The organism is Bradyrhizobium sp. STM 3561 (assembly GCF_045571455.1).
GTDB classification, from domain to species: Bacteria; Pseudomonadota; Alphaproteobacteria; order Rhizobiales; family Xanthobacteraceae; genus Bradyrhizobium; species Bradyrhizobium vignae.
In genome coordinates this window covers 5,682,188-5,704,223 of sequence record NZ_CP120695.1, presented here as the reverse complement: position 1 = coordinate 5,704,223, position 22,036 = coordinate 5,682,188, and the positions used below count along the sequence as shown (strand labels likewise).

Annotated in this window: 24 protein-coding genes; 13 read left to right on the top strand and 11 right to left on the bottom strand. The window is 63.7% G+C overall.

Going from position 1 to position 22,036, the window contains the following annotated elements; translation table 11 throughout:
• Window positions 1-16: 16 nt before the first annotated feature.
• The 3 genes from P6U28_RS26995 to carA form a co-directional block, all read right to left on the bottom strand.
• Window positions 17-988, bottom strand: a complete 972-nt coding sequence (locus tag P6U28_RS26995) for an IS110 family transposase (RefSeq protein ID WP_122400484.1) — start codon at window positions 986-988, stop codon at window positions 17-19.
• A gap of 322 nt (window positions 989-1,310) precedes the next feature.
• Window positions 1,311-1,832, bottom strand: a complete 522-nt coding sequence (locus P6U28_RS26990; RefSeq protein ID WP_122401069.1) for a cupin domain-containing protein — start codon at window positions 1,830-1,832, stop codon at window positions 1,311-1,313.
• Window positions 1,833-1,935: 103 nt separating this feature from the next.
• Window positions 1,936-3,126: a glutamine-hydrolyzing carbamoyl-phosphate synthase small subunit gene (carA, locus tag P6U28_RS26985; RefSeq protein WP_122401070.1), complete on the bottom strand. Its 1,191-nt coding sequence runs from the start codon at window positions 3,124-3,126 to the stop codon at window positions 1,936-1,938.
• 146 nt (window positions 3,127-3,272) lie between these two features.
• Here carA and P6U28_RS26980 point away from each other — a divergent pair, with 146 nt between their 5' ends.
• The 6 genes from P6U28_RS26980 to P6U28_RS26955 all read left to right on the top strand — a co-directional run bounded on the left by P6U28_RS26980 (window position 3,273) and on the right by P6U28_RS26955 (window position 7,845).
• Complete coding sequence (locus P6U28_RS26980; RefSeq protein WP_122401071.1) at window positions 3,273-3,974, top strand: alpha/beta fold hydrolase; 702 nt, start codon at window positions 3,273-3,275, stop codon at window positions 3,972-3,974.
• A 60-nt stretch (window positions 3,975-4,034) separates the two neighbouring features.
• Window positions 4,035-4,490: a GatB/YqeY domain-containing protein gene (locus tag P6U28_RS26975; protein ID WP_122401072.1), complete on the top strand. Its 456-nt coding sequence runs from the start codon at window positions 4,035-4,037 to the stop codon at window positions 4,488-4,490.
• A 370-nt stretch (window positions 4,491-4,860) separates the two neighbouring features.
• Complete coding sequence (locus P6U28_RS26970) at window positions 4,861-6,471, top strand: acyl-CoA synthetase (protein ID WP_122401074.1); 1,611 nt, start codon at window positions 4,861-4,863, stop codon at window positions 6,469-6,471.
• A gap of 9 nt (window positions 6,472-6,480) precedes the next feature.
• On the top strand, window positions 6,481-6,948 hold the full coding sequence (locus P6U28_RS26965) for a MarR family transcriptional regulator (RefSeq protein ID WP_122401075.1): 468 nt from the start codon (window positions 6,481-6,483) through the stop codon (window positions 6,946-6,948).
• An 82-nt stretch (window positions 6,949-7,030) separates the two neighbouring features.
• Window positions 7,031-7,399, top strand: a complete 369-nt coding sequence (locus P6U28_RS26960; protein WP_122401076.1) for a nuclear transport factor 2 family protein — start codon at window positions 7,031-7,033, stop codon at window positions 7,397-7,399.
• A gap of 2 nt (window positions 7,400-7,401) precedes the next feature.
• Window positions 7,402-7,845 (top strand): hypothetical protein, encoded by a 444-nt coding sequence (locus P6U28_RS26955; RefSeq protein WP_122401077.1) that lies wholly within the window; start codon window positions 7,402-7,404, stop codon window positions 7,843-7,845.
• A 35-nt stretch (window positions 7,846-7,880) separates the two neighbouring features.
• Here P6U28_RS26955 and P6U28_RS26950 read toward each other — a convergent pair whose 3' ends face one another.
• The 4 genes from P6U28_RS26950 to P6U28_RS26935 are packed head-to-tail and all read right to left on the bottom strand — an operon-like array spanning window position 7,881 to window position 9,631.
• Window positions 7,881-8,393 carry an SRPBCC family protein gene (locus tag P6U28_RS26950; protein ID WP_129142534.1) on the bottom strand — a complete coding sequence of 171 codons (513 nt, stop codon included), beginning with the start codon at window positions 8,391-8,393 and terminating at the stop codon, window positions 7,881-7,883.
• Entirely contained in the window at window positions 8,390-8,860 is a 471-nt protein-coding gene (locus P6U28_RS26945) for an SRPBCC family protein (RefSeq protein ID WP_122406395.1), read from the bottom strand. The genes P6U28_RS26950 and P6U28_RS26945 overlap by 4 nt, the downstream gene beginning before the upstream one ends.
• On the bottom strand, window positions 8,860-9,324 hold the full coding sequence (locus tag P6U28_RS26940) for an SRPBCC family protein (RefSeq protein ID WP_122401079.1): 465 nt from the start codon (window positions 9,322-9,324) through the stop codon (window positions 8,860-8,862). The genes P6U28_RS26945 and P6U28_RS26940 overlap by 1 nt, the downstream gene beginning before the upstream one ends.
• Window positions 9,317-9,631 (bottom strand): helix-turn-helix transcriptional regulator, encoded by a 315-nt coding sequence (locus P6U28_RS26935; RefSeq protein WP_061880471.1) that lies wholly within the window; start codon window positions 9,629-9,631, stop codon window positions 9,317-9,319. The genes P6U28_RS26940 and P6U28_RS26935 overlap by 8 nt, the downstream gene beginning before the upstream one ends.
• Before the next feature lie 122 nt (window positions 9,632-9,753).
• On the opposite strand from P6U28_RS26935, the gene P6U28_RS26930 reads away from it, so the two are divergent.
• Window positions 9,754-10,374: a LysE family translocator gene (locus P6U28_RS26930; protein ID WP_162500130.1), complete on the top strand. Its 621-nt coding sequence runs from the start codon at window positions 9,754-9,756 to the stop codon at window positions 10,372-10,374.
• 408 nt (window positions 10,375-10,782) lie between these two features.
• On the opposite strand, the gene P6U28_RS26925 is transcribed toward P6U28_RS26930, so the two are convergent.
• Window positions 10,783-11,586, bottom strand: coding sequence for an N-formylglutamate amidohydrolase (locus P6U28_RS26925; RefSeq protein ID WP_122401080.1), 804 nt, complete (start codon window positions 11,584-11,586; stop codon window positions 10,783-10,785).
• Between the two features lie 76 nt (window positions 11,587-11,662).
• Here P6U28_RS26925 and P6U28_RS26920 point away from each other — a divergent pair, with 76 nt between their 5' ends.
• On the top strand, window positions 11,663-12,061 hold the full coding sequence (locus tag P6U28_RS26920; protein ID WP_122401081.1) for a gamma-glutamylcyclotransferase: 399 nt from the start codon (window positions 11,663-11,665) through the stop codon (window positions 12,059-12,061).
• Here the strand turns inward: P6U28_RS26920 and P6U28_RS26915 are convergent.
• Window positions 12,058-12,621 (bottom strand): chlorite dismutase family protein, encoded by a 564-nt coding sequence (locus tag P6U28_RS26915; RefSeq protein WP_122406397.1) that lies wholly within the window; start codon window positions 12,619-12,621, stop codon window positions 12,058-12,060. The two genes, P6U28_RS26920 and P6U28_RS26915, sit on opposite strands and share 4 nt — an antisense overlap.
• Before the next feature lie 279 nt (window positions 12,622-12,900).
• Here P6U28_RS26915 and dnaG point away from each other — a divergent pair, with 279 nt between their 5' ends.
• Both dnaG and rpoD read left to right on the top strand, forming a co-directional pair.
• Window positions 12,901-14,904 (top strand): DNA primase, encoded by a 2,004-nt coding sequence (gene dnaG / locus P6U28_RS26910; RefSeq protein WP_122401082.1) that lies wholly within the window; start codon window positions 12,901-12,903, stop codon window positions 14,902-14,904.
• Window positions 14,905-15,278: 374 nt separating this feature from the next.
• Complete coding sequence (rpoD, locus tag P6U28_RS26905) at window positions 15,279-17,414, top strand: RNA polymerase sigma factor RpoD (protein WP_122401083.1); 2,136 nt, start codon at window positions 15,279-15,281, stop codon at window positions 17,412-17,414.
• Window positions 17,415-17,566: 152 nt separating this feature from the next.
• Here rpoD and P6U28_RS26900 read toward each other — a convergent pair whose 3' ends face one another.
• Window positions 17,567-17,803, bottom strand: coding sequence for a hypothetical protein (locus P6U28_RS26900; RefSeq protein ID WP_122401084.1), 237 nt, complete (start codon window positions 17,801-17,803; stop codon window positions 17,567-17,569).
• Window positions 17,804-17,981: 178 nt separating this feature from the next.
• Here P6U28_RS26900 and P6U28_RS26895 point away from each other — a divergent pair, with 178 nt between their 5' ends.
• The gene (locus P6U28_RS26895; RefSeq protein WP_122401085.1) at window positions 17,982-19,298 is read left to right on the top strand and encodes a tetratricopeptide repeat protein; all 1,317 of its coding nucleotides are present in this window, start codon (window positions 17,982-17,984) and stop codon (window positions 19,296-19,298) included.
• 85 nt (window positions 19,299-19,383) lie between these two features.
• On the top strand, window positions 19,384-20,268 hold the full coding sequence (locus P6U28_RS26890; protein ID WP_407120257.1) for a DUF4231 domain-containing protein: 885 nt from the start codon (window positions 19,384-19,386) through the stop codon (window positions 20,266-20,268).
• 256 nt (window positions 20,269-20,524) lie between these two features.
• Here the strand turns inward: P6U28_RS26890 and P6U28_RS26885 are convergent, their stop codons facing one another.
• Window positions 20,525-20,935, bottom strand: coding sequence for a hypothetical protein (locus P6U28_RS26885; RefSeq protein ID WP_407120256.1), 411 nt, complete (start codon window positions 20,933-20,935; stop codon window positions 20,525-20,527).
• A 158-nt stretch (window positions 20,936-21,093) separates the two neighbouring features.
• On the opposite strand from P6U28_RS26885, the gene P6U28_RS26880 reads away from it, so the two are divergent.
• Entirely contained in the window at window positions 21,094-21,900 is an 807-nt protein-coding gene (locus P6U28_RS26880; protein ID WP_122401087.1) for a lytic transglycosylase domain-containing protein, read from the top strand.
• The last annotated feature ends 136 nt before the right edge of the window (window positions 21,901-22,036 follow it).

Below are 22,036 nucleotides of genomic sequence, written 5' to 3'. Positions count from 1 at the left end.
GAACAAAGAAACGCCATCAGGTAGCCGGAGCCCTCGCGATCTCGGGCGGTTTTGTCTGCCAAGGCGTGCCGCGGGCGACCACTGTGTTGGCGAAGATTAATAGCTTTCTGGCGCAAGCGATCAATGCGCGCTTGTGTTCCTTGCCTGCTCCCATCAGCCTTCCATAGAGCGTGATGAGCTGCGGATTCCAGCGAAATGACGCCGGCAGCGCCGCAGTAAAGAGCGCACGTCGCAGCCGTTCACGCCCGCCGGCGATGTGACGAACGCCGGTGCGATCGCCGCTGTCGTCATCGTAAGGGGCAATGCCAGCCAGCGCGGCCGCTTGCTCGCGCGTGATCTGACCGATCTCGGGCATCCGCACCAGAATGACCATGGCGGTCTTTAGCCCGATACCATCGATGCTGTTGATCAAGTCGAGCCGCTCGGCAAGATCGCGATGCTCACGGATTGCGGCGGCCAGTGCCTTCAGTTCGACCTTCTCGCGCTTGGCCAGGCGAGCGATATCCTCCTTCCACAGCTTCTGGAGCCGCATATTGCGGCAGCTCTCGATCCGGTTCTTCAGCCGAGCAATGTCCTCGGTGATCTGGTCGATCATCGTCAGGTGCTCGGCAAATGGCAGCAAGCGGGGATCCGGAGCTGCGTGGATCTTCTTGACCGCGGCGGTGCAGGCCGCAATCAGCGCGGCATCGATCTTGTCGTTCTTGGCGCGCTGCAGCTGGAACACGGCATAAGCGCGCACCTGGGCCGGCTGAAATACGACGACCACAAACCGCTGGCGCCGCAACTCGGCGACGACAGCCTGCTCATAGCCGCCGCTCGCCTCGATCCCGACCCGTTTGACCTTGTGGCGCTGCAACCATTCCACCAGCACTTTATAGCCATCCGGCGTGTTATCGGCCTGAAGCCGCTCCAAACTGCCATCAAGTGCCACATCGAGCTTACGTTTACCGGTATCGATCCCGGCACAGATCGTGATACGCTTGGCCATCTTCGTCGACCCTCCCTTGTGTGTGCGAACCTAAAGTTCGTTCAACCATCCGGGTCCCGATGAAGTACCGATCGCGATCCTGCTACGAAAGGCAGCCCTCAAGGCTTCGGTGGGCATCGATCCGATCGATCGGCAGCCCAGCTCGGGCGGCCACCCGAGCTGGGCCATTCCTCACGGAACGAGGCCATTCTAGTCCGGTGCGCTAAAACAAGGGCGGGCAAAGGCGCGCTCTTCGCGCCGTGCCCACCATCTATCCTTCGCGGCTCAAATCGATTGGTGGGCACGCTTCGCTTTGCCGACCACCACGGTACTGCGCGTGTAGCTATCGCCACAACCGCATCAGCGCGCCATCCTTCCCGGTCACGGGATCAGCGGGCGGCAGCGCGACTTGCGGAATCGTCTTCAGCGCTTTCGCATGGTTCTCCGGCGTAACCCGTGTGATCTCCATCTTGCTGCCTGGCGGATAGGCGCCGATCACGCAGAAATCATTGCTGGCCTTGATGCATTGGTGTCCGGTGCCGGCGGGCAGGATCGCGACGTCACCGGCCTTGATCTGAAGCTCCTGGCCATGATCGCCGCCGAAACGGACGCGGGCGCTGCCGCGCGCGACGCCGAGCACCTCATGAACCGTCGAGTGATAGTGCAGATAGTCGTAGACGCCGTTGCGCCATGTCCCGCCCCAGCCGTTCTGTTCGAACAGGTTTTCGATGGTCTCTTCGGGACGCTTCGGATCGAGCTTCACCGCGTCCTGGTAGACCAGGAACGGAAGGATGTTGTTCGGCACGAGCCCGTCATCCTCGAAAACGATGGCGAGCGGCTCGGCCTTGTCGCGGAGGACGGACATGGCAGGCTCCTGCTGCAAGGTGCCAAGACAACATTTCACCTTGTCAGGGCGTTCCTTGGCAGGCCTCGTGTCCCGGCCCGGGGCACGAGAGCCGTAGCGAGTCTTACGCGCTCTTCTTCTGCCGCATCAGGTCGGCGAAGCGCTGGAAGAGATAATGCGAGTCGCGCGGGCCGGGCGATGCTTCGGGGTGGTACTGCACCGAGAACACCGGCTTGCCGTCGAGCTGGATGCCGCAATTGGAGCCGTCGAACAGCGAGACGTGGGTCTGCCTCGCGCCCCTTGGCAGCGTGGTCTCGTCCACGGCGAAGCCGTGGTTCATCGAGGTGATCTCGACCTTGCCGGTGGTCTCGTCTTTGACGGGATGATTGGCGCCATGATGGCCCTGATGCATCTTCTTGGTTCTAGCGCCGACGGCGAGGCCCAGCATCTGGTGGCCGAGGCAGATGCCGAAGGTCGGCGTGCCCGACTTGATCACGTCCTGGATGACTGGCACCGCGTACTTGCCGGTCGCGGCCGGATCGCCCGGACCGTTGGACAGGAACACGCCGTCCGGCTTCATCGCCAGGATGTCTTCGGAGGACGTTGTCGCCGGCACCACTGTTACCTTGCAGCCGACGCCGGCGAGCAGGCGCAGGATGTTGCGCTTGATGCCGTAATCGATGGCGACGACGTTGAACTCCGGCTTCTCCTGCCGGCCAAAACCCTTGTCCCATAGCCACGGCGTCTCGTCCCAGGTGAAGCGCTGGCCGCTCGTGACCATCGGCACGAGGTCCATACCCTCGAGGCCCGGCCATTCGCGCGCCTCTTCCTTAAGACCATGCAGATCGAACTCGCCGGTCCGGGAATGCGCGATCACGGCGTTGGGCATGCCCTTGGAGCGGATCAGCGCGGTCAGCGCGCGGGTGTCGATGCCGGAGAGGCCGATGATGCCGCGCGCCTTCAGCCATTGGTCGAGATGCTTGGTGGCGCGATAGTTCGAGGGATCGGTGATCGCGGTGCGCAGGATCACGCCGCGCGCGCCGGGCGTCGCGGCCATGTTAACCGTCTCGATATCGTCTTCGTTGGTGCCGACATTGCCGATATGCGGGAACGTGAAGGTGATGAGCTGTCCGGCATAGGAAGGATCGGTCAGGATCTCCTCGTACCCGGTCATCGCGGTGTTGAAGCAGACCTCACCGACGGCGTGGCCTTCGGCGCCGAGACCAAAGCCCTCGAGCACCGTGCCGTCGGCAAGCACGAGGAGCGCGGTCGGTTTATGGTCCGGCCAGGCGGGATCGTTGTCATGTTGTGTCATGAGCCCGCTTCATAAGCCCCCCGGACGTGCCCGTCAAAGCGGGAGAGGGCCGATTCACATGCGTTTTTGCATATTTGACAGCTCTTCTCGCGCACTTAAGCTCGGCCGCACAATTTCCGGCAGTTTGAGGGGCTTGCGAGGCAATAATGGATCAGACCACCCCGCTTCTGCTGGTTCCGGGGCTGGCCTCCTCGGCCCGGATCTATGCCCCGGTCCTCCCCGCCTTGTGGCGGCTCGGCCCGGTGATGATTGCCAACCATATCCGCGACGACAGCATGGCGGCGATCGCCGCCCGGGTGTTGAGTGAGGCGCCGCCGCGCTTCGCACTCGGCGGTCATTCCATGGGCGGCTACATCGCGCTCGAGATCATGCGCCAGGCGCCCGAGCGGGTGGCAAAACTCGCGCTGATCAACACCCAGGCCGGCCCCGACACGCCGGAGGCGACCGCGCGCCGCCGCGGCCTGATGGAGCGCGCGAAACGCGGCGAGCTCCGCGCCATCCGCGAGGAGAGCTTTCCGGAGCTCGTGCATCCGTCGCGGCGCGATGATGCCGCTATCCTGAAGCTCGTGCATGCGCAGGACGAGGACGTCGGCGTCGAAGGCTATCTGCGGCAGCAGACCGCGATCATCGCGCGGGTGGATTCACGCCCGACGCTGGCGACGATCAGATGCCCGACGCTGGTGCTGACGGGCGATCAGGACAACACCATCCCCAACGCCTTCTCGAAGGAGATGGCCGAGGCCATCGCAGGCGCAAAGCTCGTGATCCTCGATCGCTGCGGACACCTGCCGCAGCCGGAACAGCCGGAAGCCACTGCGCGCGCCCTCACCGAATGGCTCGCGAGCTAGGTTGTGCGGAGGCCGCAAACGGCCTAGATCAGGCGTCGTATACTCGAAGGGATCACGACCATGCTGCGCGACGACATCAACAATGCGGTCAAGGAGGCCATGAAGGCCAAGGACGAGCGCAAGCTGTCCACGCTGCGCATGGTCAATTCGACCATCAAGAATGCCGACATCGACGCCCGCGGCAGCGGCAAGCCGCCGTTGTCGGACGCCGACATCCTCGCCGTGCTGCAGAAGATGATCAAGCAGCGCCAGGAGGCGGTCGAGCTCTACGACAAGGGCGGCCGCGCCGAGCTTGCCGCGCAGGAGCGCGAGGAGATCGCGGTGATCTCGGCATACCTGCCGAAGCAGATGTCGGACGACGAGGTGAAGAAGGCGATCGCGGATGCGATCACTGAAACCGGTGCGGCCGGTATGAAGGACATGGGCAAGGTGATCGCGGTGCTGCGCACGAAGTACGCGGGACAGATGGATTTCGGCAAGGCCAGCGGCCTGGTGAAGGCTGCCCTGTCAGGCTAGCAGGAAGGGCCCTGGATGTTTCGTGTCACTGCGGACAGTCTGGAGGCCTATCTCGCTTTCGATCCCAATCGCACGGCGGATCTCGAAAAGCTGCACGCGCTGATGCGCAGGGCTGCCGTCGCTGAACTTCAAGGCGTTCACCGATCTGAATGCTTCGGCCGTGTCGGCGCTGTTTGCGGAGGCTGCCGACATCTTCAAGGCGGACAAAACGAATCCCACGCGCTACATGCAAGGGAACTGAGATCGCGCCTGCGCCCAGCTGAAGGGAGCTCCCGGCCCACGCTGTCCGAGGCGGTGCTTTAGCCCCCGCGCTTTTCGCTAGGCTTCGATGCTCTCTCCGCGCAAAATGGAGTGAAACACGAGGGACGGAATGCTCACCGAAGCCGCAACTTACGACGAGCTCTATCGCAACTTCCGCTGGGACATCCCGGCGCGGTTCAACATGGCGGAGGCGTGCTGCGACCGCCATGCCGACGGCACGGGCCGCCTGGCTCTGATCTATGTCGACGAGAACGGCGCCACCACGCGCACCTCGTTCGACGAGGTCGCGGAGATGTCGCGCCGCTTCGCCAATGTGCTGAAGACGGATGGGCTTGTCCGTGGCGACCGCGTCGCGGTGTTCCTGTCGCAGTCCCTGGAATTGCCGATCGCGCACATGGCGGCGTTCCGCTCCGGGCTGATCTCGATCCCGCTGTTTGCGCTGTTCGGCGAGGACGCGCTGGAATTCCGCCTGTCGAATTCGCAGGCGAGAGCGATCATCACCGATGAGGCGGGCTGGGAGAAGCTCACCAAGATCCGCGACCGGCTGCCCTATTTGCAGGACATCTATGTCACGAGTGGCGCCGTCCACGCCGGTGCAAAGCCGTTCTGGTCAGCGATCGAAACCGCATCCGAGGATTTTGCAAACGTCGACACCTCGGCGGACGATCCCGCGCTGATCATCTACACCTCGGGCACGACGGGCAACCCGAAGGGCGCGCTGCATGCGCACCGCGTCGTGCTCGGCCATCTGCCGAATGTGGAGATGTGTCACAACTTTCTGCCACGCCCCGGCGATCTCATGTGGACGCCGGCGGACTGGGCCTGGATCGGCGGCCTCATCAACGGCCTGCTGGCGTTCTGGTATCACGGCATACCGCTGGTCGGCCATCGCGCGCGAAAATTCGAGCCGCAGGCGGCGATGCAGATGATGGCCGACCTCGGCGTCCGCAACGTCTTCCTGCCGCCGACTGCGTTGAAGCTGATGCGGCAGGCCGGCGTGAAACATCAAGGCGTCAAGCTGCGCAGCATCTTCACCGGCGGCGAGTCGCTCGGCGGCGAGCTGCTCGGCTGGGTGCGCGAGACTTTTGGTGTCGACGCACATGAGGTGTTCGGTCAGACCGAATGCAACCTCGTGATCGGCAGCAACTCCAATCTGTTTCCGATCCGCCCCGGCGCGATGGGCAAGGCGACGCCGGGTTTCGACGTCCGCATCGTCAACGACAAGGGCGAGGAACTGCCGCGCGGCCAGCGCGGCATCATCGGCGTGCGCCAGCCATGCCCGGTCACCATGCTCGAATACTGGCGCAATCCGGAGGCGACGGCGAAGAAATATGCCGGCGAGTTCCTGCTCACCGGCGATCTCGGCGTGCAGGATGAGGACGGCTATTTCTGGTATGTCAGCCGCGAGGACGACGTCATCACCACCGCCGGTTATCGCGTCGGCCCGTCCGAGATCGAGCACACGCTGATGAAGCATCCGTCGGTGGCGATGGCGGCGGTGGTCGGTATTCCCGATCCGATCCGCACGGAATCGATCAAGGCCTGGATCGTGCTGCGTCCCGGCTTTACCGGCAGCGATGCGCTCGCGCGCGAGATCCAGGAGTTCGTCAAGGTGCAGCTCGCCGCCCACGAATATCCGCGCTTCGTGGAGTTCGCCGAGACGTTGCCGATGACGGCGACCGGCAAGGTGTTGCGGCGCGAGCTGCGGGCGAGGGGCTAGCTTCCGACGATGGCCAAGACGTCTCAAGCCGCGGGGCTTCACCGTGCGTCGCTTGCGAAGCTGCACGAGCTCGATGCGGCACTCGAGCTGATGTATTACGGCTGGCGCGGGATGACGCTGGAAGCCGACGCATATCTTGCCAAGCAGGGTCTGTCGCGCCCGCATCATCGTATCCTCTATGTGGTGGCGCGCCGGCCCGATATCTCGATCGGCTCGCTGGTCGAGGTCCTCGGCATTTCCAAGCAGGCTCTGAACCGGCCGCTCAATCTGCTCTTGGAGCGCAAGCTCCTGACGTCGAAGCGCTCGCCGGAGCAGCACCGCTCGAAACTGCTGCGCCTGACCGAAGCGGGGCGGCGCATCGAGCAGCGCGCCTCCGACCACGAGCGCCAGGTCTTGCGCGCGGCGTTCGATCGCGTCGGGGCGTCCGGTGCGGCTGGCTGGATGGGGGTGATGGAGGCGATCGCCGACAACAGCTGAACGAAATCTCAAGTCAACATAGTTGACATGAGGCGCGGGCTTTGCCACCTTCCCGGCCACGAGCCAGGGGAGGATCCGCATCATGAGCGGACAAGCAATGGATCGCGCGGCCGCCGAACGCTTCGTCGCGGCATGGTGCGCGAATTGGTGCAGGGTCGATATCGACGCGGTGGTCGCGCATTTCGCCGACGATGCGCAGATGCGCAGCCCTCTCGCTCTCACCCTGACGGGTTCTCCGACCGTCACCGGCGCTGAGGCTATCCGCGCCTACTGGCGGAAAGCCTATGGCCACATCGAAAGTGCCGACCTGAAGATCCTGAGCTGGAGCTGGGACGAGGCGATCGCGCGACTGACGGTGTGGTGGCAGCTGGGCGACACCCGCGCCAGCGAGTTCATGGACTTCGACGACGCGGGCCGCGTCGTACGCAGCGAAGCCTTTTACGGAAAATGACGATGCACCTTTCTGATTTCATCCTGCTTCTCAACACGCTCTGGTTCGTCGGCGCCTTCATCCAGTTCAGCATCGCGCAAACCAACACGTTGAAGATCCTGCTGCCGCGGGAAGAGCGTCGCAATCCGATTGCGCCGACCCTGGCGGCGAGCGTTGCGTTCCTGGGCGCGATGAATCTGCCGATCGGGCTGCTGTCGCTCTATCTCCTGGCCGCCCGTCCGTCCTTCTTCCAGCCGGCCGAAGCGCAGCTCGCGCTGTTCCTGTTCTTCGCCGCCTGCCATTTCAGCCAGTTCGCCTACAATGTTCCCGTGCTGATGCGTGGAGGCCGCGTCGGAGTGGCTTACTGGCCCGTGCTGAAGGGCCCGATGCTCCGGATCTTCGTCATCGACGCGGCTCTGTTCGCGGCCAATCTCGGCGTGGCGCTTCAGCTGCTGTCGCGCGCTTGATAGGCGCCGCACGTTTGACATGGAGATGGCCGCGCCTACGGCGTCTTGATCCCGATCGCCTTCAGCGCGTCGAGCATTCGCTGCGGCGGGCCCATTTTCACCACCAGTGGCTGGCCGGTCTCGAGCAGGCTCTTGAGGCTGGACAGGATCGCCGGCCAGCCCTGGCGTCCGCCGGCAAGGATGTCGTCGCTGAGCGGGCGATCATGGCCTTCGCTCATGGTGAGCCGGACCGCATCGCCGACCTGCTCGATCTCGTAGGTGACGAGCGTGGGGCCGAGCTTCTCGATCAGGTCCGGCCAGTTGACGTTGAACGTCACCGAGAGCTTTCGCGGCGGGTCGTAGGCGAGAACCTCGCCGCTGATGTGCAGCGCGCCGTCAGGCGTGCGCACGATGAACGAGCCGCCAAGGCGCGGCTCGACCGCGACGGTGTTGCCGAAGAAATACTGCCTGCTGAACTCGGCCGAGGTCAGCGCTTCCCACACCTTCTCCGGCGTCGAAGCGATGTAGATGGTGTAGACCGTGAGCGGCTTGAATTGATCGAGCTTCATTTTGCATCGAATCCCTTGTTCAGGGCTGCGCGTGGAATGCCGAGCAACTTGCCGGTCTCGAGCAGGCTCTTGAGCTGGGACAGGATCGCCGGCCAGCCATTGGAGACGGCGCCGAGATATTTGCCGCCCTCGACGAAGCCGTCATGCAGCACGGTCAAACGCACGAGCGAGCCGAACGGTTCGATGGTGAAGACGACGCGCGAGGTCGGCTCGCCGCGAAGCTCCTCGTACTTGTGGTGCTTGAAGCTGTAGGACAGACGCCGCGGCGGATCGGCTTCGAGGATCTCGCCGGAATCGGTGACCTCGCCGTCGAGCAGAAGCGCGAAGGGAGAGCCGACCTTCCAGTCCGATTTCACCTCGGCGCCGAACCAGTATTGCCTGGTGAACTCGCTCGACGTCAGCGCCTCCCACAGCTTCTCGGGCGTGGTCTCGATGTAGGTCACGTAGACGAATTGGGGCTTCGGCATCACGCAGCATCCTTCGCAGAACAGCTGGGAGCCGCGATCTCGATGACATGTCCTGTCTCCAGCAGGCTCTTCAGATTGGAGAGGACCATCGGCCAGCCGCCCGAGATGGAACGCCGTGTCCTGCCGTCCTCTCCGAGCTCGTCATGTGTTACCGTGAGCTTGACGACCTTGCCACGCGGCTCGAGATCGAACGTGACGCGGGAAGCGCTCTCGCCCGCGGCTTCCGGCTTGCGATCGATCCAGCTATAGGCGAGCTTGCGCACCGGATCGAACACAATCACCTCGCCCTCCACCGTCGGGGAACCTGCATTGGTGAAACGGTAGGCCGAGCCCGGCGTCCAGTCGGAGGCAATGCGATTGCCGAACCAGTAGCGCTCCGTGAGATCGCCGTCCGTCAGGGCCCGCCACAGTGCATCGGCAGTCGTCTCGATATAGGTGACGTAGACATATTCGGGCTTACTCATCGCGTTTCTCCAACTGGCGTTTCAATTCGCTGAGCGCGGCGAGCTTGCCGCGCTCGAACTTCTTGATCCAGCGTTCACCGATCTGATGGATCGGTACCGGGTTGAGATAATGCAACTTCTCGCGGCCCTGCCTGATGGTCGTCACCAGGTTGGCCTCTTCCAGAATGACAAGGTGCTTGGTCACGGCCTGCCGCGTCATCGCGAGACCCTCGCAGAGCTCGTTCAGCGTCTGGCCGTTCCTGGCGTGAAGCCTGTCGAGCAGCGACCGTCGTGACGCATCGGCGAGCGCTTTGAAGACTTCATCCATGGCAGGATAATACGCAACCAAACGGTTGCATGTCAAGGCGCGAAAATAGAGGGAGGGGGAACGTCTTCCGTTCCAGCACGCGCCATGCATTAATGTGGCACCGCCTCCAGCGAGTCTCTCCCATGATGTCCATGCAAGCCTATCTCGCCTTCGTCGCCGCCTGCATTGCGCTGGCGCTGCTGCCGGGTCCGATCGTCACCCTCGTCATCGCCAACGGACTGCGCCACGGCACGCGTGCGGCGCTCACCAACGTTGCCGGCGCGCAGGCCGGGCTTGCCATCGTCATCGGCATCGTCGCGGTCGGCCTGACCTCGCTGATGGCGACCATGGGTTACTGGTTCGACTGGGTGCGCTTTGCCGGCGCCGCTTATCTCGTCTGGCTCGGCATCAGGCTGATCTGGACGCCGGTCGAGGGCGTCGAGGTCGACGCGCCGCCACCACCGCCGCGCGGCGGCTTTTTCCTGCAGGGATTTTTGGTGCTGCTGTCGAATCCGAAGGTGCTGGTGTTCTTCGGCGCTTTCATCCCGCAGTTCATGGACCTGAACCGGCCGCACTTCCCGCAAGTCGCGCTGCTGGGCGCCACCTTCATGGTGACCGCAGTGATGACGGATGCGCTCTACGCCATCGCCGCCGGGCGCGCCCGAAAATTCTTCTCGGCGCGCCGCACGCGGATGATGTCGCGCATCTCCGGCGGCTTCATGATCGGCGGCGGCATCTGGCTCGCGCTGACACGGGCGAAGTGAGCGAAGGCATGATCCGGACCCGGACGGCCGCCGTTGATGCAAGGTGCTGAGCGGTTGTCCGAAACGATCGTGCCCGAAGTACGAGCCAAAGCGCGATGACGATTCATCCCAATCCCATCGCGCTTTACTTACGAATATTCCGTCAATGCCCGCAAGCTGCGCTCTGCCTCCACCAGAGCTATCAATATCTCGCCCGACATATCGCTCGGCCCGATCTCGCCGGGCTCGTCGTGGCCTTCTGCGCCTTTGGCTTTGTCATCGCTCGGCCGCTTCGCCTACGTGCTCTGGACCATCGCCGCGATCTTCGCGGCGCTGGCGCTGTTCGTCGCGACGCGAGCCGGTTGACGTTCACCTCTCTCCGTTTGCGGTCGTTTGCGGGGAGAGTGAGGGCACCGCCGGATTGGCCGGCTACACCAACGGCTCCGCCCGCAGCTCCACCGCGATCTCCGCTAGGATCCGTGCCAGCCGTTCGGCCCATTGCTGCTGGCCGGACTGGTCTTCGATCAGGTCCTGGCGGATCTCGATGCCGGTGTTGACGAGGCCGCGGGCTTCGCCGTGCACGGGGATGGTGTAATCGGTGAGATCGCTCACCGCATAGGGCTCGTTATCGCCGACGACGAGATCGCCCTCGCTGCGCAGGTGCTTGAGCAAGAGCTGTGGCAGCACGGTGTCGCGGTGATGGAGCGTGCCGATGTGCCAGGGACGTGCGATGCCGGCATAGACAGGCGTGAAGCTGTGCAGCGACACCAGCACCGTCGGCTGCTTGTCATGGCGGCGGCGGGAGATCGCCTCATCGATGCGGTGGTGATAGGGCTCGAAAATCTCGCGCCGCCGTGCCTCACGTTCCCGCTCCGAAATGCCCTCGTTGCGCGGGATCGCGGTCGCCTCGGAGGTCACGGGGATCGAGCTCGCGACGTCGGGCGGACGGTTGCAGTCGATCACGAGCCGCGAATAGCGCTGCGCGATCAGATGCGCGTCGAGCATCTTGGCGAGCCGCTCGGCGACGCCGGCGATGCCGATGTCCCAGGCGATGTGCCTGACAAGGTCGCTTTCCGCGAGGCCGAGATCGCCGAGCGCGCGCGGCAGCATCCGTCCGTAGTGATCCGCGGTGAGCAGGAACGGCGATGTCCCTGCCGCATTCACCTCATGCACGGGCGGAATATCGCCCTCGCCGAGCAGTTGATCGGTTGCCTCGGCTGTGTCCAAAGCCATCCTGATTTGCCTATGGAATAACAACGTGTGTAAACGGAGTAACGGTATCGCACCGAAGCTGCAACTTTGGAACACCATGAGCTCCGATCGACTTTTCGTCTACGGCACCCTGATGCGCGGCTTCGATCATCCGATGGCCCGGCTGCTCGCGGGCCATGCGGAATTTCTGTGCGAAGCGACCTGCCGCGGCCGGCTCGTTCTGGTGAAGCACTATCCCGGATTGCTGCTTTCCGACGCGCCGACGGACATCGTCCATGGCGAGCTCTTTCACCTGCGCGTGCCGGACGAGCTCCTGCGCGAGCTCGACATGTACGAGGCCTGTGGCGAGGGCTTTCCGGAGCCGACGGAATATCTGCGGCAGATGATCGAGGTCACGTTGCCTGATGGTGCCACGGAAAGGGCCTGGACCTATGTCTACAACTGGCCCGTCACCGGTCTGCCGTGCATCGAGTCCGGGCGGTTCCTGGAGCACTAAGCCGACAGCACTTCCTTCACCATGCGCACGTCGACCTCGCGCTCGACATAGGTCCACTCCTCGGTCCGCCGGAGCATCGCCACCAGCTCCTCGAACAGCGAGGCGTCTGCGGGAGCGAACTCGAACCAGGTGAGAAAGTCGAAGGGGCCGCCGAGGTCGCGGCAATGATAGAGCTGGCGCGCGATCGCCGGCAGGAAGCGCAGGCTGCTCGCAATGTGGTGCGATCTGTCCTCGAAGATCTTGCGTCGCTCTTCCTGCGTCAGCTCCCACCAGGATTGCGACTTGCGGATCGGGATCAGCGCCGCGCTGGTTGCCTCCAGCCGGCCGAGGCCAGCCTGCACGGCCACGAGCTGCTGCTTCTCGGCCCGCTCGGTGTAGCGCAAGTTGCTCGCGACCCCGACCAGCCGCCAGGCATTGCGCGAGGGCACCTGCGGCAACGAGACGGCCTCGCTGTCGGTCACCGACAGCGCCGGCACAAAGGGCAGGGGCTCGCCCGTCACTGGCGAAATCGAGGTCACGCGCCAGCCCCCGCTCTGACCGCCTCGAAAGGTCCTGAACATGCAGGCATGGAAGCGCGGAACCGGGCGCGGTTCAAGTGGCTCCGTCAAGTCATTCCGGCCACTTATTCCGTCATCCTCGAGGGATGAATCGGCCTGGATGCAGCCGGGCCGTCGGCCTTCGAGGCTCGCCGAAGAGGCGAGCACTTTCAGGGGTGACGGGACCAAGGCCTGTGCATAGGTCGAATAACCCGGATAACCCGCCTAAACCTGACTATTGGCGAGGCCGCGCCTATATCCCTGATCCTTCGCCCGACTCAAACGCTCGGCTAAACTCATCCCATGCGCTTCACGCCCCAATTCCTCGACGAGCTTCGTGCCCGGCTTTCGGTCTCCGAAGTCGTCGGCAAGCGCGTCAAGCTGAAGAAGGCCGGGCGGGAGTGGAGAGGGCTGTCGCCGTTCCAGCAGGAGAAGACGCCGTCCTTCTACGTCAACGACCAGAAGGGTTTTTACCACGACTTCTCCTCCGGCAAGCACGGCGACATCATCGATTTCTTGATGGAGACCGAGGGCGTGCCGTTCGCGGAGGCCGTGGAGCGGCTCGCCAATATGGCGGGCCTGCCGCTGCCGGCGGTGACGCCCGATGCCGCGCGGCATGAGCAGCGGCGCAAGTCGCTGCATGACGTCATGGATCTCGCCGCAAGATTCTTCGCGGAGACGCTGGCCTCGCGCGTGGGGGCGAAAGCGCGTGGTTATCTCGCCGACCGCGCGATCTCGCCGGCGACGCAATTGCAATTCCGCCTCGGCTATGCCCCGCCTGATCGCTTCGCGCTGAAGGAGCACCTCGGCCAGCAGGGCATCTCCGTCGAGGACATGATCGAGACCGGGCTGCTTGTTGCCGGCAATGACATCCCCGTGCCCTACGACCGCTTCCGCGATCGCGTGATGTTTCCGATCACGGACTTGCGCGGCCGTGTCATCGCCTTCGGCGGGCGCGCGCTGGAGAAGGACGTTCCAGCCAAATATCTGAACTCGCCGGAGACACCGCTCTTCCACAAGGGCGACAATCTCTACAATCATCAGACCGCGCGCAAAGCCACGCATGACGGCAGCGCGCTGATCGTGGTCGAAGGCTATGTCGATGTGATCGCCATGGTTACCGCGGGTTTTGCGGGTGCCGTGGCGCCGCTCGGCACAGCGCTCACCGAGAGCCAGCTCGCGCTGCTCTGGAAGATGGCGGACGAGCCGATCCTCTGTTTCGACGGTGACCGCGCCGGGCAGAAGGCGGCCTATCGCGCCGCGGATCTTGCCTTGCCTTTCCTCAGCCCCGGCAAGAGTCTTCGTTTCGCGCTGCTGCCGGAAGGGCAGGACCCCGACGATCTCGTGCGCTCGGGCGGGCGCGGCGCGATCGAGGAGGTGATCGCGGCAGCGCGGCCGCTTGCCGACATGATCTGGTCGCGCGAGCTCGAGGGCGGCAATTTCGCCACGCCGGAGCGCCGCGCCGCGCTGGAGGCGCGCATCAAGGAGCTCACGAACGGCATCCGCGACGAGGTGGTGCGGCGCTATTATCGCGACGAGTTCGTCGAGCGGTTGCAGCGCACCTTCGCCCCCGAAGGTGGGCGCGGCTTTGGCGGCCGGGGCAATTTCCGGCCCGGCGGCGGCCGGCCGTTCCAGCCGAGGGCAGGGGGCCCGAATCGATTCGGCGCCCAGGGATTCGGCGGCGGCCGCCGCGGGGCCCCGGGTCCCACCCTGCTACCGTCCGGCCCCTACCAGGCGGCGAGCCCCCAGCTGGCGGCAAGCCCGATCATGCGGGGCCAGCGCAGCGCCATCTCCCGCCGCGAGGCCCTGATCCTGCAATGCCTGATCAATCACCCCTGGCTGCTGCATGAGCATCTCGAGGAGGTCGCCGCCCTGGAGCTGGCCCATCCCGAGGCCCACAAGCTCAGGGCCGGCATCATCGCCGCCTTTGCCAACGACCATCACCACTCGCCTGACCCTGGCGAGCAGGCCGAAAAGATGCGCAGCGACCTCGAACGGGGTGGATTTTCCCAGGTTCTTCAAAGGGTTGAGAACGTCATCACGACCCAGGCGGTATGGGCCGCCCGCGAGGGCGCAGCAAGGGATGACGTTCTTGCCACCTGGCACCAGCTGGTTGCCTTGCATCGGCAATGGCATTCACTACTTAGAGAGCTGAAAGACGCCGAGCTGGCCTTGGGGGAGGATCCCAGTGAGGCCAATTTGGCATGGCTGCGTGACGTCAAGGCTCGGATAGGGGAAGTCGACGGTACCGAGGCCCTGATCGAGGGTTTTGGTGAGCTGTCGGGCCGGCTCCAGAAGAGCATGTGATGAAGAATCATGCGGACGGCCGCGGCCGGAACCGCTAAAAGACTCGCCAAATCCTGGGTTTGGCGGCAAAAACAGGGTTAATCGAGGCTTAACGGTCTTGTAGCACTTTGGCCCAGAGGCGGCCGCAGGCATAACAGACGCGTCAGGAATGAATCCGCGCAATCGCTGTTGGCACTACACCTGCATCCGCCGCGTCAAAGAGGCTGACGAAGCGTTAGGCAATTCCGGCGAGAGAAAGTTGGGGGTGGCGAGAGGTTTGTGCGCCGCCCTTTCCGTGTCGAGAGCTGCCGAAGCGAGAGCGTCGAGCAACAGGATCAAGTGAATTCACGCAGGCGCGGCGGGCGTCTCGCATGAAGCGCGTTTAGGAGCAATGGATGGCCACCAAGGCAAAGACGCTGCAGGCGAAGGACAAGGAAAAAGACGACAAGGCAGCGGATGCGCCGGAGAAGGACTCCCAGGACGCGCCCTCGCCCTTGCTCGACCTGTCCGACGCGGCCGTGAAGAAGATGATCAAGCAGGCCAAGAAGCGCGGCTTCGTGACCTTCGATCAGCTCAACGAAGTCCTCCCCTCCGACCAGACCTCGCCCGAACAGATCGAGGACATCATGTCGATGCTCTCGGACATGGGCATCAACGTCACCGAAGCCGACGACACCGAAGGCGAGGAAGAGAAGGACGAGGCCGACGACGACACCGATAACGAGCTCGTCGAGGTCACCCAGAAGGCCGTCACCGAGGTCAAGAAGAGCGAGCCGGGCGAGCGCACCGACGATCCGGTGCGCATGTATCTGCGCGAGATGGGCACGGTCGAGCTGCTCTCGCGCGAGGGCGAAATCGCGATCGCCAAGCGCATCGAAGCCGGCCGCGAGGCGATGATCGCGGGCCTCTGCGAAAGCCCGCTGACCTTCCAGGCCATCATCATCTGGCGCGACGAGCTCAACGAAGGCAAGATTTTCCTCCGCGACATCATCGATCTCGAAGCGACCTATGCCGGCCCCGATGCCAAGGGCGGCATGAACACTGCGATGATTGCAGGTCCCACCGGTGAGAACGGCGAAGCGCCGGCCGAGGGTGGCGAGGCCGCGGCGGCAGCCGCCGCGCCTGCGCATGTCGCTCCGCCCGCAGCGCCGCCGGCGCCGACCCCGTTCCGCGCCGCGCCTGCCGCCGGCGGCGAAGGCGAGGACAAGGATCCGGGCGAGGCCGCGGCCGAAGCCGACATGGACGACGACGAGTTCGAGAACCAGATGTCGCTCGCGGCGATCGAGGCCGAGCTCAAGCCGAAGGTGGTCGAGATCTTCGACAAGATCGCCGACAGCTACAAGAAGCTGCGCAAGCTTCAGGAGCAGGACATCCAGAACCAGCTCCAGAACGAGTCGCTGTCGCCGCACCAGGAGCGCAAGTACAAGAAGCTCAAGGACGAGATCATCGTCGAGGTGAAGTCGCTGCGCCTCAACCAGGCGCGCATCGACAGCCTCGTCGAGCAGCTCTACGACATCAACAAGCGCCTCGTCTCGCATGAGGGCCGCCTGATGCGCCTTGCCGACAGCCATGGCGTCGCGCGCGAGGACTTCTTGCGCAACTACACCGGCTCGGAGCTCGATCCGCGCTGGCTCAATCGCGTCTCGAAACTGTCGGCCAAGGGCTGGAAGAACTTCGTCCATCACGAGAAGGACCGCATCAAGGACCTCCGCCACGAGGTGCATCAGCTCGCAGCCCTGACCGGCCTCGAGATCGGTGAATTCCGCAAGATCGTGCACTCCGTGCAGAAGGGCGAGCGCGAGGCACGCCAGGCCAAGAAGGAGATGGTGGAAGCCAACCTCCGCCTCGTGATCTCGATTGCCAAGAAGTACACCAACCGCGGCCTGCAGTTCCTCGACCTGATCCAGGAAGGCAACATCGGCCTGATGAAGGCGGTCGACAAGTTCGAGTATCGCCGCGGCTACAAGTTCTCGACCTACGCCACGTGGTGGATCCGGCAGGCGATCACCCGCTCGATTGCGGACCAGGCCCGCACCATCCGCATCCCCGTGCACATGATCGAGACGATCAACAAGATCGTGCGCACGAGCCGCCAGATGCTCAACGAGATCGGCCGCGAGCCGACCCCGGAAGAGCTAGCGGAAAAGCTCGGTATGCCGCTGGAGAAGGTGCGAAAAGTCCTCAAGATCGCCAAGGAGCCGCTATCGCTGGAAACGCCGGTCGGTGACGAAGAGGATTCACATCTCGGCGATTTCATCGAGGACAAGAACGCGATCCTCCCCATCGACGCCGCGATCCAGTCCAATTTGCGCGAGACCACCACGCGCGTGCTGGCGTCCCTGACGCCGCGCGAAGAACGCGTGCTGCGCATGCGCTTCGGCATCGGCATGAACACCGACCACACGCTGGAAGAAGTCGGCCAGCAGTTCTCGGTCACGCGCGAGCGTATCAGGCAGATCGAGGCGAAGGCGCTACGGAAGCTGAAGCATCCGTCGCGGTCGAGGAAGCTGCGGAGCTTCTTGGATAATTGATCGTAGACAGCGATTCAAAGCAAACGGCGGGCCTTGACCCGCCGTTTTTCATTTGTCGTCATTGCGAGCGCGGCGAAGCAATCCAGAGTCTTTCTACGGAGGGTTTTCTGGATTGCTTCGCTGCGCTCGCAATGACGGGAGAGGCTGAAGGCCTATTTCTTCCTCGCCCCCACCCGCTCGATCCGCTTGATCTCCAACGCCGGTCGGCCGCTCTTTTCCGCGATCTCGCGGTCCTGCTCCATGATGAAGCGGCGGGCGGGTTCGTCGCCGTCGAGGCCGCCGAGCAGCTCGGCGGGCACGCGGCGGTTTGAGCGCTGGGAGCCGTCTTCATAGACGACGTTGAAGAAGGCGAATTCGCCTTTCGGGTTGGTTCCGGGTTTCTTGGCCATGGCGGCTTGTCGTCGATCAGGACGCCGCAGTCAAATGACTTTGCGGCTTGCATAGGTGGGCTCCTGCCGAGCGGGGCGAAGCCTCCGCGTTTTCCTTGAAGCCCACACTTGACCTGAGGTTGACCTTGGAGGAACATGAAGCTTTCAATTGCTCCGCTGCATTTTGGGAGCGCGTGATATGCCCAATACGGCCATCGATTATTCCAAGATCTGCTTCGTCATCATGCCGTTCGGTTTGAAGAAAGTCGGCGACAAGGATGTCGATTTCGATGTGATCTACAGTGACATCTTTCTCCCCGCCATTGCCGCGGTCGACCTGCCCGAGGGCGGCAAGCTCGAGCCGCGGCGTACCGATCAGGACTTCTTCACGGCACTGATCACGCAGGACATGTTCGAGTATTTGGAGTACTCGCGCTTCGCGTTGGCCGACCTCAGCGGGCTCAACTTCAACGTCGCCTACGAGCTCGGGGTTCGGCACCGCGCTCGTGAGGCCGGCACGGCGATCTTCCGCCAGGGCAACTCCGCCCCGCCCTTTGATATCGCGTCGATCAAGGCTTTTCCCTACGAATATGCGCCTGCTACGGAGGCCCAGAAATCGCGGGCGCTGATCACGCAGGTGTTGACAGAGTCGCTCAAGCGAAACCGGATCGACAGTCCGGTACGGCAGGCCCTCGACGAGCAGCGGCAGTCTCCGCCGGTCAACGACTTGTTGACACAGGCCGAAAACGAGATCCGCGCCTACAACGTCACCGGCGCGATGGAGATCTATCGCCAAGTGGTTGCGGCCGATCCCAACAATCCGTTGCCGCGGATGAAGCTCGGCCTGTTATGCCGAGACAACGACATATGGGACGAAGCGCTCGAACAATTCACCGCTGCGGCGGCCGCGTCGCCGACCTATAGCGAAGCCTGGCGCGAGAAGGGAGTCGCCGAGAACAAGGTCGCGCAAATCGCCAAACGGCCGCCACTCGATTCCGATCCCGCGCCCGGCGAAACATCCATTCGCGAGGCGATCAGACTCAACCCGAAGGGATTCGACGCTCTCGCCTCCCTTGGCGGCGTCCTCAGACGTGCAGGGCGCCTTGTGCCTGCACTTGCGGCCTATGAGGAGTCGATGAAGGCTTCGGGCGGACATCCGTATCCGCTGCTCAACGCGTTGAAGCTGCGTGCGCAAGTCAACGGACGTCTTGCCCTGTCCGAGTCGGACCAGCTCGCGCTGGCGCGTGCCGCCCGCGTCCGGGAGGCGCAGCTGAAGCAGCAGCCGCCGTTCGATCGACCCTGGTGCTACTTCGATCTGGCGGAGATCAGGCTGTATCAAGGGGATGCCGCTGCCTTTCTCAAGATCGCCAAGGATGGATTTGCGGATCTGGACACGGTCAATTGGCAACGCAAGAGCTTCATCGACGCTATGCGCGGGCTGCTACCCGCAGAGAGTGAGCTTCCGGGATTCAAGACGGGCTTCGAAGAGCTGGAGAAGAAATTGCCGCCGGAGTGACCGAACGGGCCTCCGCTGGTTCAGAGGCGAGGCGCAACGCCCACCGCGTCAAATGCCCTGACACCTCGTGTTCAATCGAAGCATCTTGGAGGAAACGACGATGACCATCTTGGAGTCCGTTGCGGATAGTCAGGCCAAATGGTCGACCGCCGCAAACGGGATGAAGTCGACGATCGATCGCGCGCGGTGGTTTGTCTTCGCTCTGTCGTCACTGGGCGCGGTTCTGGCGGCAGTGGCGAGCCAGCTGCAGGAAGGGAATGCCAATCCCCGCACCTGGGTCGCGATCACGGCAGCAATATGCCTCGCATTCGCGACTTTCTTCACGCACCGCCTGCTGGGCTCCGAGCGCGTCATTGCCTGGGTTCGCTCCCGCGCAATCTCGGAACGCTTGAAGCGTGAGGCCTACCGATATGCGACGAAGACTGCGCCCTATGACGATCCGGCCAAGGCGGACGACGTTCTCCGCGCCGAGCTTCAGAAGATCGATGAAGAGGCCAAAGACTTGCTCGAACAGCAAATCCCGGCCAAGGACCAGGGATCATCGCCGCGCGTTTTTCTTGGGATCGACGAGTATGTGGCGAAGCGCGCGAACAAGCAGATCGCATTCTATGAGAATCGGGCCAAGGAGTACCAGTCGACGGCCTGGCGACTCAGGTCCCTCGAGATGGCTCTGGCGGCAGCCGCGACGCTGCTCACGGCCATTGCCAGCGTCGTTGCCAAGCCGGTTATTCTGGGCGTCCACTTCGATCTCGCCGCCCTTACGGCCGTGCTCACGACCCTCGGCGGCGCCGTCATCGCCCATATCGAGGCGGAGCGTTATAGCTTTCTCGTGGTCACGTATCGCGCAACTGCATTGCAGCTGCAGCGACGCGTGGACGGCGCGAAGCAACCGCTCTCGGACTTCGTCAACGACTGCGAAAATATTCTGGCGGCGGAGAACGCATCCTGGATCGCGAAACAGACCAAGTGAGTTCGATTCCGAGGTCGCAACTCGCATGGCGCTCAATAAACGGCGGGCCGAAGCCCGCCGTTTATCCTGGTCCTCAGCGTCGCCCGGGGCTGGTGGGGTGACAACCTAAAATAGAATTCTATCGATTGCGCCCCGCGATGGCAAGGCAAATCGTGGTGGTGTCGATGTCGCAGCGAGCGCATCGGATCTGTGTTGGTTTTGACGTGTGATGCAGCCCCGCATCGAAACGATTGTTTTGGTTACCAAATCATCCTGTTCATCTTCTTTTTGCGCATGCAATGCGGCTAGAGCGACGCGCTCCGTAAGGAAAGTGCGTTGGCCTGCACCTGTTCCAGAGACATGTCATGACCTGGCCGACGTCCGAGAGGCGCGTGTGATGCAGGATGTCCATCAGGCGGAACGTCATCACCGCGGGACGGCCGAAGCTGATGCCGGGGCGGCCGAGCTCGAACAGCACGTTCACCGCGGGAAGCAAGCCGCGGATGTGCTCGAGCACGCCAGCCATGTCCTCCACGCTGCAGGCGATGAGATGGGCAGCCTGCGCCGGTGCGGCCGCGGGCGTCGGCGGCGCGAGGCCGAGCGCGGCGATCACCTCCTGCTCGATCCATTGCCGCACCACGGCGGGGGCATTGCGGACCTGCTCGGCGGTCAAGGTAATTCCGGTCATGTGCGGCTCTCCTGTTTCGCTCAGTTTAGAAAGCAGGGCGTGAGACAGTTTGATGCGGATCAAGCCTTGCGCTTCAAGCCGTTGCGCTTTGACGCTCGCAGTGTTCCCGGGCATGATCGCGCACTGCTTCGCGCTGGGATTTTGGGGGATTGCTCCACATGCTGAGACTGCTTTTCGCCGCCGCGTTGGTCGTGACTCTGGCCGGCGGGCCGGCGCAGGCCGCCCGCTGCGGCGGCGACTTCAACAGCTTCATTGCCGGCATGGCCGCGGAGGCGCAGGCGGCCGGCGTCTCCGCGAGCGTGACGAGCGCGGCGCTCGGCGGCGTGACGCCTGATGGCGCCGTGCTCGCCTTCGACCGGCGCCAGCGCCACACCTTCAATAAGAGCTTCGAGCAGTATGTCTCGACCCGCGTCGGCCCCGGCCGCATCAATGGCGGACGGGCTCTGCTGCAGCGCCATGCTGCGCTGCTGTCGCGCATCGAGCAGCAGTTCGGCGTGCCCCGCTACATCCTGGTCGCGATCTGGGGGCTGGAGAGCGATTTCGGCAAGGGCGACATGGGCAAGCTGCCGGTGATCCGCACGCTGGCGACACTCGCGCATGATTGCCGCCGCACCGATCTGTTCCAGGGCGAGCTGCTCGCGGCGCTCAAAATCGTGCAGCGCGGCGACCTGCCGCTGCGCGACCTCATCGGCGCCTATGCCGGCGAGATCGGCCAGACCCAGTTCCTGCCGTCGTCCTACATCAAATACGGCGTCGATTTCGACGGCGACGGCCATGTCGACCTCCGCCACAGCGTCCCCGACGTGCTCGCCTCGACCGCGAACCTCTTGCACATGAGCGGCTTCAAGATGGGCCAGCCCTATGGCGAGGGCACCGCCAATTTCGAGGCGATGCGCGAGTGGAACAGGGCGGTGGTCTATCGCAAGACGATCGGGTATTTCGCCGACCGATTGATGGGGCAATAGAGCTTCACATAATCGGTTTCATCGGCCGTTTGACCGGGCGATCCAGTCCGAGATGGTTGTGGTTCGATCGATAAACCGCGGCGTACCGGATTCCCCGCTTTCGCGGGGAAGGACAGCGGAGTGTGAGGTGGCGCCG

Excerpts from the sequence above, each read along its gene's own strand:
- P6U28_RS26915 (WP_122406397.1), bottom strand. The coding sequence starts at position 12,621 with ATGTTCAGGACCTTTCGAGGCGGTCAGAGCGGGGGCTGGCGCGTGACC.
- P6U28_RS26935 (WP_061880471.1), bottom strand. The coding sequence starts at position 9,631 with ATGGATGAAGTCTTCAAAGCGCTCGCCGATGCGTCACGACGGTCGCTG.
- P6U28_RS26895 (WP_122401085.1), top strand. The coding sequence starts at position 17,982 with ATGCCCAATACGGCCATCGATTATTCCAAGATCTGCTTCGTCATCATG.
- P6U28_RS26885 (WP_407120256.1), bottom strand. The coding sequence starts at position 20,935 with ATGACCGGAATTACCTTGACCGCCGAGCAGGTCCGCAATGCCCCCGCC.
- P6U28_RS26975 (WP_122401072.1), top strand. The coding sequence starts at position 4,035 with ATGCTGCGCGACGACATCAACAATGCGGTCAAGGAGGCCATGAAGGCC.
- P6U28_RS26945 (WP_122406395.1), bottom strand. The coding sequence starts at position 8,860 with ATGCCGAAGCCCCAATTCGTCTACGTGACCTACATCGAGACCACGCCC.
- carA (WP_122401070.1), bottom strand. The coding sequence starts at position 3,126 with ATGACACAACATGACAACGATCCCGCCTGGCCGGACCATAAACCGACC.
- P6U28_RS26950 (WP_129142534.1), bottom strand. The coding sequence starts at position 8,393 with ATGAAGCTCGATCAATTCAAGCCGCTCACGGTCTACACCATCTACATC.
- P6U28_RS26965 (WP_122401075.1), top strand. The coding sequence starts at position 6,481 with ATGGCCAAGACGTCTCAAGCCGCGGGGCTTCACCGTGCGTCGCTTGCG.
- P6U28_RS26880 (WP_122401087.1), top strand. The coding sequence starts at position 21,094 with ATGCTGAGACTGCTTTTCGCCGCCGCGTTGGTCGTGACTCTGGCCGGC.
- P6U28_RS26995 (WP_122400484.1), bottom strand. The coding sequence starts at position 988 with ATGGCCAAGCGTATCACGATCTGTGCCGGGATCGATACCGGTAAACGT.
- P6U28_RS26970 (WP_122401074.1), top strand. The coding sequence starts at position 4,861 with ATGCTCACCGAAGCCGCAACTTACGACGAGCTCTATCGCAACTTCCGC.
- P6U28_RS26960 (WP_122401076.1), top strand. The coding sequence starts at position 7,031 with ATGAGCGGACAAGCAATGGATCGCGCGGCCGCCGAACGCTTCGTCGCG.
- P6U28_RS26930 (WP_162500130.1), top strand. The coding sequence starts at position 9,754 with ATGATGTCCATGCAAGCCTATCTCGCCTTCGTCGCCGCCTGCATTGCG.
- P6U28_RS26900 (WP_122401084.1), bottom strand. The coding sequence starts at position 17,803 with ATGGCCAAGAAACCCGGAACCAACCCGAAAGGCGAATTCGCCTTCTTC.
- rpoD (WP_122401083.1), top strand. The coding sequence starts at position 15,279 with ATGGCCACCAAGGCAAAGACGCTGCAGGCGAAGGACAAGGAAAAAGAC.
- P6U28_RS26940 (WP_122401079.1), bottom strand. The coding sequence starts at position 9,324 with ATGAGTAAGCCCGAATATGTCTACGTCACCTATATCGAGACGACTGCC.
- P6U28_RS26990 (WP_122401069.1), bottom strand. The coding sequence starts at position 1,832 with ATGTCCGTCCTCCGCGACAAGGCCGAGCCGCTCGCCATCGTTTTCGAG.
- P6U28_RS26920 (WP_122401081.1), top strand. The coding sequence starts at position 11,663 with ATGAGCTCCGATCGACTTTTCGTCTACGGCACCCTGATGCGCGGCTTC.
- dnaG (WP_122401082.1), top strand. The coding sequence starts at position 12,901 with ATGCGCTTCACGCCCCAATTCCTCGACGAGCTTCGTGCCCGGCTTTCG.
- P6U28_RS26980 (WP_122401071.1), top strand. The coding sequence starts at position 3,273 with ATGGATCAGACCACCCCGCTTCTGCTGGTTCCGGGGCTGGCCTCCTCG.
- P6U28_RS26955 (WP_122401077.1), top strand. The coding sequence starts at position 7,402 with ATGCACCTTTCTGATTTCATCCTGCTTCTCAACACGCTCTGGTTCGTC.
- P6U28_RS26925 (WP_122401080.1), bottom strand. The coding sequence starts at position 11,586 with ATGGCTTTGGACACAGCCGAGGCAACCGATCAACTGCTCGGCGAGGGC.